General features: G+C 57.3%; 9 protein-coding genes. 1 reads left to right on the top strand and 8 read right to left on the bottom strand.

The features are described 5' to 3' along the window. From VGK48_13545 to VGK48_13515, 7 genes are all read right to left on the bottom strand, one after another. On the bottom strand, positions 1 to 331 hold a 331-nt coding region (locus VGK48_13545; GenBank protein HEY2382196.1), incomplete at its 3' end, for a pyridoxal-phosphate dependent enzyme. Between the two features lie 267 nt (positions 332 to 598). Further along, on the bottom strand, positions 599 to 1318 hold the full coding sequence (locus tag VGK48_13540; protein ID HEY2382195.1) for an SOS response-associated peptidase: 720 nt from the start codon (positions 1316 to 1318) through the stop codon (positions 599 to 601). A gap of 22 nt (positions 1319 to 1340) precedes the next feature. Then, a complete protein-coding gene (locus tag VGK48_13535) occupies positions 1341 to 2885 on the bottom strand; it encodes a TIGR03435 family protein (GenBank protein HEY2382194.1) in 1545 nt (514 codons plus the stop codon). Next, positions 2882 to 3412, bottom strand: coding sequence for a sigma-70 family RNA polymerase sigma factor (locus VGK48_13530; GenBank protein HEY2382193.1), 531 nt, complete (start codon positions 3410 to 3412; stop codon positions 2882 to 2884). Before VGK48_13530 ends, VGK48_13535 begins: the two co-directional genes overlap by 4 nt. A gap of 398 nt (positions 3413 to 3810) precedes the next feature. Beyond that, complete coding sequence (locus VGK48_13525) at positions 3811 to 4422, bottom strand: response regulator transcription factor (protein ID HEY2382192.1); 612 nt, start codon at positions 4420 to 4422, stop codon at positions 3811 to 3813. Between the two features lie 4 nt (positions 4423 to 4426). Then, positions 4427 to 5335 (bottom strand): S1C family serine protease, encoded by a 909-nt coding sequence (locus tag VGK48_13520; GenBank protein ID HEY2382191.1) that lies wholly within the window; start codon positions 5333 to 5335, stop codon positions 4427 to 4429. 158 nt (positions 5336 to 5493) lie between these two features. After that, positions 5494 to 6714: a Cache 3/Cache 2 fusion domain-containing protein gene (locus VGK48_13515; GenBank protein ID HEY2382190.1), complete on the bottom strand. Its 1221-nt coding sequence runs from the start codon at positions 6712 to 6714 to the stop codon at positions 5494 to 5496. 135 nt (positions 6715 to 6849) lie between these two features. On the opposite strand from VGK48_13515, the gene VGK48_13510 reads away from it, so the two are divergent. After that, positions 6850 to 7566, top strand: a complete 717-nt coding sequence (locus tag VGK48_13510; protein ID HEY2382189.1) for a PHB depolymerase family esterase — start codon at positions 6850 to 6852, stop codon at positions 7564 to 7566. Position 7567: 1 nt separating this feature from the next. On the opposite strand, the gene VGK48_13505 is transcribed toward VGK48_13510, so the two are convergent. Beyond that, a complete protein-coding gene (locus VGK48_13505) occupies positions 7568 to 9127 on the bottom strand; it encodes a hypothetical protein (GenBank protein HEY2382188.1) in 1560 nt (519 codons plus the stop codon). Between the last annotated feature and the right edge of the window lie 147 nt (positions 9128 to 9274).

The following is a 9274-nucleotide window of genomic DNA, read 5'->3' as shown; positions in this document are numbered from 1 at the left end:
AAGCTCTCAGCAGAGCCACCCGCTCGATGTTCACATCGTCGGGCATCGTCAGGATCGCCTTATAGCCCTTGGCGGCGCATACCATGGCCAGGCCGATTCCGGTATTTCCGCTGGTCGCTTCCACGATTGTGCCGCCGGGTTTGAGACGGCCTTCCCGTTCGGCGGCCTCGATCATGCTTAATCCGATGCGGTCTTTCACGCTTCCGCCCGGATTCATGGATTCGAGTTTTACGAGTATTTCGGCCGAGTCCTTTTCCGGAATTCGTTTCAATCGAATGACCGGAGTGCCGCCGATGATTTCACAGACGCTGTCGTAGATCCTGTCGTGCATTGTTTAATTCTAACGTGGTGTTACACAAGTTGAATCGACTAACATTCCCCGCCTTTCCAAGGCGGGGTGGCTGCGCCCTCAAATAATGGCCCCGTGCCTTAGCGGCGCAGACGGGGCGGTTAGTAACTTCCATCAACAATAAGGAGCGCTTCGCGGTTCGTGGATAACCACCCCGTCCGCGCGGCTAAGGATGCTTCGCGACTTTTATTCATCGCGCGTCCACCCCTCCTTGAAAACGGAGGGGAGTGTTGCTCGATTCGACTTATTTCAATCCTCAAACAGGTGGCCCTGTTCGCGATCGGGTTCATCCGTCGAGGAGGCCGGCTCCAGCAGTTCCGGCGAGTTGTTCTGCGGCGAATTGACCAGCGCCGAAACCTCCGACGCCGCGAGCCACTCATCGGGACAGGGTTTCATGAGTGTCTTTAATTCCTGCGGTTCGTGCGTTTCCGGATTCAGCCAGTCGTCGAGGACCTTCTGGTCGAGGATTACCGGCATCCGGTCGTGAATCTCCCTCATGAAGCGATTTGCGGCGGTCGTCAGTATCGAGAACGACCGGCGCTCCAGAGGCGTGCCGGGCCGCCAGGTGTCCCAGATGCCGGCGACGCTCATGATGGCGCCATTCTGAAGTTGAATCTTGAACGGACGCTTCTTCCGGCCATCCGCCTTCCATTCAAAAAAACCGCTGATCGGAACGATGCAGCGCCGGCGGATGATGAGTTCGCCAAACAACGGACTGTCGAACGCCGTCTCGCTCTTGGCATTGATCGTCGATAACTTCGTGTTGAACGCGGGCTCGCGGTTGGACACGAGCTGCCAGCGCATCTGTTCGAACCGGCGCTCCCCCTCGACGATTCGCAAGACCGGCGAGTCCTGGGTGGGGCAGAGGTTATATACCGGCGTGAGCTGAAGCGGAATTAGCGGACGTTTATTGAGGTACTGAAAATAGAGTTCTTCTTCCGTGTAGGTTTGGTAGACGCGTCCGCACATCCACCCAGAATTGTATCCGTTCTCAGTTGTCCGATGCGTGATCGATGTGGTCGATAACGAGAACGTCGATCGGGGCTTTGCCCGATTCGAGTTTCAGGCCCAGTTGTTCTTCGATGGCCGTAAAGATGGAGGGGCCGCCATCGGGCGGCGCCGCATCCGCATTCACAGGAGTGCTGAGGTCCGGCGTCCATCTGAGTTTCATATCGAAGTCGCCCGTGAGACCGGTCCTGTCGAGCACTTTGCGCTGCAGAACTCCCGAAAGAGCATCGGCGAGCTTCTGCATCTGGGTGCTGGCCTCCAGACTGGCGCCGGAGATTGTTATGGAGCCGCAGAACGTCGACCGCGGTTGGTTGGGCGGAGCGGGCGTGTTCGGTTCTCTTGGCAGGCATTGACTTGCTTTCAGCTTGGATCCGCTCTTGGCGATGGTCAGGAAATAAACGGGTAAATCTCTTGTTTCTCCGTGCATGACTAGCTTGAACCGTTCTGCGATGAGAGCCTGTACCATCGGGCCGCTGATCTGGTTGTTGTCCAGGTTACCCTCACCTGTGGCTGCGATGTCGTAACGTTCCAAGTTGACCCATGCCGGAGCTCCGACAATCTGGAAATCGCGCACGTTATAAGCAACCTGTATGAGGACGCTCAACGGTAAATTCGTTACGCTATATCTTCCGATACCGCCGCGAAGACCTCCGGATCGGCTTCCACTGTTGTTGCGTTTGACCGACGCCACTTCGAATTGAGGGCGGACCGAGGCCGGAGTCGGCGGATTCGACTGCGCCGGTTTCGGTGGCTCCTGCGCCTGCGCGATCTCCACAGGTTTTTCGACTTGCTTTGCAACGACCGGTGCGGCGTAAAGCTGCAGCAAAGCCAGATGCTCCTTTGCATAGCGGCTCCAGGCGATTTGTTCACGCAGTGATGGCAATTCCATCAGCGGATTCGTCACCATCTGTTCCGGTGGCAGCAACATTTTCGTCAATCCGCCCTGCTTCACCTGCACCTTGCCTTCAAGAACACCGACGCGTGACCCTGGCTCCTCGGCAGCAACCAGAAACACGGTGCCCACCACCGAAACCGTCACATCTTTTGTATCCACGTACAAATGTCCGGCCCGCTGCGTGGCCGCATTTACGATGATGCCGCCCCTGTCCAACTGAACTCGTAAGCCGTCGGCCGCGCCATTCACCGAGAGTTGCGACTGCGGTCGCATTTCCATACGAGATCCATCCGGAAGCGTGACCGTCAGGCGCGTCCACACATCCGTGGCGACAATCTGGCCGGCGGCAACACGGTATCGCGGGCCGTCTTCATTCTCGACCATTGCATAGACATTTCTATTTGTGACAGATCGCCGGGCGAGCGGTATCGACAGGAGAACCAGAGCAGCTATGGCGATACCCCAATAGAGCCTGTTTGGAGTGTATTTGGAGACGTCATTATTCGGAACTTGTCCTGAAGCGCTCGCGGAACGGAGGCCCTCTAAGACACGTGCCCGCGCCAATTCCATGCGCTCATCCGAGGGCAACGCCTCTTTTAGCATTTTCGCGACTTTCTCTTCGTCTCGTTTCATACGTTTTCTCCGGATGACCGCAGCAACTTTCGCAAACGAGCGATCGCACGGAACAAGGTCACGGCGATGGTGCCGCGAGATCTTCCCAGCATTTTCGCGATTTGCGGTTCCGTCAGGTCTTCAACGTACCTCAGCATCAGAATCTCGACGGTACGGGGTGAAAGGCTTTCGATGGCTTGATAGATCTGCGTGCGGAGTGAATCGTCGATATCGGAGTTGCCGGAGCGCGGGGGAGTCTCGAACACATCGGGATCGGCCGTCAGGATGTGCCGCCGGCGGGCACGCAGTACATTCAACGACACCTTCACCGCCGCACTGTAGAAGTACGCCTTGGGTTCTTTCAGATTTGGCGGAACGCCGTGCTTAAGCAATCTCAGGAAGATTGTCTGCAGCACATCCTCCGCATCGTCGGGACTCCCGGTGATGACACAGGCGGTGCGGTAAACGAGTTGATAGTGCTCGCGAAAGATCTCTTCAATCCATGGGACCGACTGTGGCGGCATCTTCAGAACCGTTGCGGACGACATGCTCTCCTCGACGTAATGACCCAGCATGAGGCCGATCTGTTGACAGGGGGCAGGAGAAAAATGAACAAGGCAGTATTTCCCCTCCTCGAGGATGGAGGTTGATGGGGCCAAGCCCATTCCCCTCCGTTTTCAAGGAGGGGTGGCTGCGCCACTCATAAAAAGATCCCGTTCCGCAGCGGCGCAGACGGGGTGGTTGGTAAACTCCAACAAAAATAAGGTGCGCGACGCGGGCATCCATGAGGCTTCGCGACCTTCTCCCAACCACCCCGTCCTCGCGTTCTAACGATCTGATCGCTCGGACACCCCTCCTTGAAAACGGAGGGGAATATCGCCTGGACCATACCTGTGCGTCCTTGCTTCCGCTGAAACCAACGCCAGATAAGGGGTTTCAGCATGGTTCAAAGCTCGATGAGTCCGCTTCTCAGCCCCCGCGCGACAGCATCCGTGCGCGACGCGGCCCCGAGTTTTCCCAGGATCGACCGGATGTGAAACTTGATCGTGTGTTCGGAAATGCCCAGCCTGGACGCGATGTCTTTATTGCCTGACCCGTCGGCCAGCAGCCGGAGAACCTCTGCTTCCCGCGGCGTCAACTCTTCGCTCAATACTTCATCGCTCGAAGGTTCCAGCGCCGCCGCACTATCAAACACAGTCAAACCGGAGGCAACCGACTTCACGGCGTAAACAATCTGTTCACAGGATGCCGCCGATCGCAGCAGACCGCCCGGCCCCGTCTTCCGGATTCTGTTGAATATCGCCGGTTCCGGTTCAGGGCTGAGCAGAACCAGTGGCATCAGTTCCATCAGTTCAATCAGCCACTCCCGGGCACTCGCCGATTGCATCTCAGCCAACTCGATGAGCGCCATATCGGCCGGCGTCTCTCCGATTAGAGATTTAAGGACTGGAAAAGTCACCGCCGTGCCCATGACACGAACGCCGGATTCACTCCGAAAACATTTCGCGAGTGAATCCTGACGGGCCGGCGAGGGCGCCATGATCCACAGATCCACCATAGGATTATCGCGTCGGACGATTACCGATGCGAATCGACAGCTGCAGCGGTTGTCCGCCGCGTATCAAAGAAACCTGAACTTCCTGTCCGGCAGCTTTCCCGCTCAGTGACTCCGACAGATCGCTCAATTCGCTGAAGCCGTGACCATCCATCGCAACGAGGAGATCGCCAAGCAAAACCCCGGCCTGATCGGCAGGGCCTGCCGGCTCGACATGCATCACCAGCAGACCGGTCTGGTTGTCCACGCCTGCCTTCTTCTGCAGGGATTCGGGAATCTGGACGGGCTGCATGACCAATCCGACATACGGCTTCGCAACGTGTCCGGATGCGGCCAGTTCTTCGGCAATTCTCAAAAGCGTCGACGACGGTATCGTGATCGGCCGGCCGCGCAGCAGGCCGCTGGTATTCAACCCGAGGATCGCGCCGGCCGGGTCCAGAAGCGCGCCTCCCGAAAAACCGGGATACAGATTCAAGTCCGGACGAATGAATTGATCGATCTGCGTTCCGCGAGCCCGCCATTCGCCCATCAGGCCGCTGATGATGCCGCTGCTGGCCACGATGTTTCCCCGGCGGGTGCGGCCGATGGCAACTCCCAGGGCACCTACCGCCAGCGATTCGGTGCTCCCGCACGCCGCAGGCTGCATATCGATTTCCTGATCGAGCTTGAGCAACGCGATGTCCGTTCCTCGATCTCTGCCGGCAAGGCGCGCCACGGCAGACTGCCCGGGCCCAAAGATAATTCCGATATTGTTTTCATGCCGTACGGCATGCGCTGCGGTCAGGATTGCGTCCCGCCGCCAGACGATCCCGCTCGATGTATGGCCGGACCGTGCATCGACCGCAACGATCGACTTGCCGGCCGAAGTGATGATTTCAGATAGCTCATTCGAAAACTGCTGCCACGCTGTTGTCATGAATATCTCCTGTGGCTAGAGTGCTCGAAACGAATCCCACCGCGCATCACCCAATCGGTCAGGTGCTCAAACCGCACAATTGCATCACTTCGACGTTTTTTCATTTATTCAACCTGAAGCAATGAAGAAACTTGCAATGGTGCAATGATCCAATGGTCTTACTGCTTCATATACCCCGTATAGTAAATGCCGATGACGTTACCCGAAGCATCCCGGATGGGCTCATAGCCGGTAACGTACGGCTTGTCCAGGATCGTCGCTTCTCCATAGAAGGCCTCGCCGTTTCGGATTCTTGCGATCGCCGGACCATTGGGATCGAGGCTCGTTCCGATCGCGCGTGAGCCGTCATCTTTCTTGACGTTGGTGGCGACGCGCACATATTCGTCGCCCGACTTCACGAAAATGCTGGCGGTGCCTCCGAATTGTTTGACGACATCATCCACAATGTCGAAGGAGTTGTTCAGCCTGGTGGTCCCGAAATACAGGCCTGGAACCTCTTTCCCGGCGACGGGGTCTTTGCCTTCGACCTTCGGTGAACCGAGATTCTTCAGGCTTGAGATCAATGTCGCCATGGATTTGTTGACGGTCTCATTGGGTTTAATGACTGTGTCGAAGACGAGCTGAAACGGGTCCGCGCCCACGCTGAACCCGCCCCTGAAAGGATTGTCCATCTCGGCAATGAGAAAAATGGTCAGGCCCAGGAAACAGGATAAGACTCCACCAAGCAGCAGGTTGACTTGCACTTCGAGGTCGAGTATCACGATCAGAAGGATGCTCAGCATGGCCCCGATCGCAACCACCGCCCACAGGATGCCGGGAAGCCCCGAAGTCACATTGGCGAGCCGGTTCCGCTGCAGCTCCAGCATGTTATTGAGCTGCCGCAGCGCTTCCGTGTGCACGATCGTTTCGCTTCTTTTGTCCGAAGGCTCGAAGGACAGGATGTCGTTGACAAAAATCGCCGTGCGGTGAGCGGTTTCGGAAGGCACCATGCCGCGCTGCTGCTCCGGCCAGCTCTCGTCGATCACATATCGCGTATAGTCGCGAAGCTCGCCCTGCAATCTGCTGCGGATCGGTTGCGGATAACCTTCGAGATCGCTGTACAGCGCCGCGAGGCTGGAAGCCTCCTTCGTCACGAGATCGCTGACGGACGAATAATTCTGATAGGCTGCGACCGCGATCAGCCCGAGCAGCAAGCCATACAAAACCGAAAGGCTCGACAGAGCCAGGCCGACCATATCGTTGATACTCCGCTTGCCATGAACCCGGGAGTGAAAGAAACGCTGGAACAGGAAAATTCCAAGATACGTTATGCCGACGAATACAAAGGCGAACAATGCGCCAATTTCCGATGCTGGATAGTTATAGATCCAAAAAAACAAGGCTGAATTCCTCCAAAGATCGAAACCTGAATCCTCCGCCTTACGGCGACCGGTTGTATTATGCGACGAGTGCCAGAACGAGAACCGGTAAATCTGCAATGTCAGGGGAGGATGTGCCTGCGATATAAATCTCGCATGAACCGGCTGGTATTGCTGATCCTTGCGATTATATGTGTTGCTTTGCCGGCGATGAGCCAGGAACCGGTAGATGGTTTTGCCGCGAGGGTCTACAACCAGGGTGGAGTAACGCTGCGGTATCGCCTGTTCATTCCTCCGAAATACAAAAAGCCGAAACCGTATCCCCTGATTCTCTGGCTGCATGGAGCCGGCGGCTCTGGCGCCGATAACCTCCGGCAGATCCAGGGGGATCAGGTTCCCGGCACGCATCTTTGGACTACGCCGGATAATGTGGCGCGCCATCCTGCCTTTATTCTGGTTCCTCAAAGCGAAGGCCGATGGTCCGATGTTCAAATTGTGCTTAATGTGATCGATGCCCTCAAAACCGCGTTTCCTATCGATCCGAACCGGATTTATGTCCTCGGGCAGTCCATCGGCGGAGCCGCGGCATGGGAGCTGGTGAAGTCTCATCCCCGCACATTTGCCGCGGCGGTGTTTGTATCCAGCGCCGGCACAGGACCCGGCTCCGCAAAGAGCATTTCCGCTCTCCCCATATGGGCGTTTCACGGCAGCAATGATCCGCGCATATTGGAAATCCAGAAAATGATTGAAGACATTCGCGGCGAAGGCGGTCATCCGCGTTATACCGAGTATTCAGGCATGGGACATGACATTTGGGACCGCGTCTTCAGGGAGCCGGGGCTCGTGGGGTGGTTATTCGCTCAGCACAGATGAATCATTGACCGCTGAGCCGGCATGCGGCCTGCCAGCCTTCGCGGCAGGCGAGCGCATATAAGGCGGGGGCATCCCGTTCGCGGACCGGCCCTTTGCTTCCTCTCAGGATGATGGGGTAGTCGTCGAGTTTCGGCGGTGCGGTCGTGAAGCCGTTTTCACCGCTCTTCAATTCCACGAGGTTGCGGCATGCAGGCGGGGAGTTCAGATCGCATCCACGCATGAACGGCTCGGCCGCGCCGGCGGGATCCGTCCGGCGGAGATCTTCGCCAGACTGGGCCAGGCTCATATAGAGCAGGCCCGCCTCATTGCATGCCCAGCCCGATCCGCGATCGCAGAAGCTGGACTCGAGATCCGCAAGATACGGACATGCGAAAGAGCGCCCTTCTTTACAGGCCTGCCGCCAGAACGGCAGCCATTGCCCGGGATGACTGTCCCCAACTCCCTGCGCGGCGCTCATGACGGCGAAAGCCGCAGCCCAGACCGAAACGTAGGCGAGGTTGCGCGCATACGGAGTGGGCGCGCGGCCGATCGCCGCAGGGTCGAATCTCCGGAGGATGCCCGAGCGCGCGGCACGGTCGATGGCGATGATCGATAGATTCAAAATCGGAACAGGGAGCAGTTTGTCATAGAACGTCGGCATGCCGGCGCTGCCGAGCAGTTGATACGCCAGCACCGTGCCCAGGCCATACAAAGAACCGAAAACAATCCGTCCCAATTCCGTACGCGGTGATGTCGACGGGTCGGTGAAGAGCAGAAGCATACCGAGGAAGACACCGATCGGAATATAGGAGTCGTAGAAGAAGTAGATTCCCGTCGAAGCGTGATAGAGAAGGCCGAATAAATAGGTCGTGATAACGGCCGACATCGTCATGGACGTGACGCCGAACAGAAGCTGCCCGGGCAGGCCGATCAGAAACAACCACAGATACATGTGAGGAGGATAGAACTGCGTCGTCGCAATCTCCTGGCCCAATGTGATGCCGCTCGTTCCCGTCGCCAGCAGCACAACCGAAAACACAGCCAGCGGAAACGATGAAGGATTGAAGATGTGCGCCGGCCGTCCTTCCTTGTTCCAGCGGATCAGTTCCTTCGCGGCGATGCCGAGCGCCACCATTGCGAACTGCAGATAGAACCAGTCCGGTTTGAACCACAGAAACAGGTTGATGCTGAAAATGATCGGAAAGGGTGCAAAGCCCAGAACATAGCTGTCGCGCCGCGACCAGCAGAACAGCATGTCGAAGGCGTAGGCGAAAAGCAGCTGCGCCAGAATGAAAGGCGCGAAATTGGAAACGGGCTGCCAGTACCAGCCCCAGTAGAGCAGGACACACGCCTGCGCGCATGCCTGCACGTAATGTTGTTTTCGGATGACGACCTCGATTGCGAGTTTGCGGCCGGCGCGAAGCGTGGCCCCGAGTGCGATGTTCCATCCCGCCAGCACCAGCGCCGTGCCAAGAAAAGCCCAAAGCGCTTTCGGGTTTTCACGAATGGGAGCGAGGAGCCCAAGACCGGCGAGTCCTGCGGTGAATAGAAGAGGAAAAAGGAGCTGTTTCTTACTGGACATCTTGGACTGAGAGTTCCGGCATCTTAGCACGAAGAATGGAAGCAACCACAAGAAGCACAAAAGGCACAAGAAAGCCGCGACTTTCTGGTGCCTTTTGTGCTTCTTGTGGTTCCTTCCCGCTTTTCCTTAGCGGTTGAACAATGCCGT

This window comes from Terriglobia bacterium (assembly GCA_036496425.1).
Lineage (GTDB): Bacteria > Acidobacteriota > Terriglobia > 20CM-2-55-15 > 20CM-2-55-15 > 20CM-2-55-15.
Note: the sequence above shows the minus strand (reverse complement) of the source record. Positions and strands in the feature narration are given on the sequence as shown.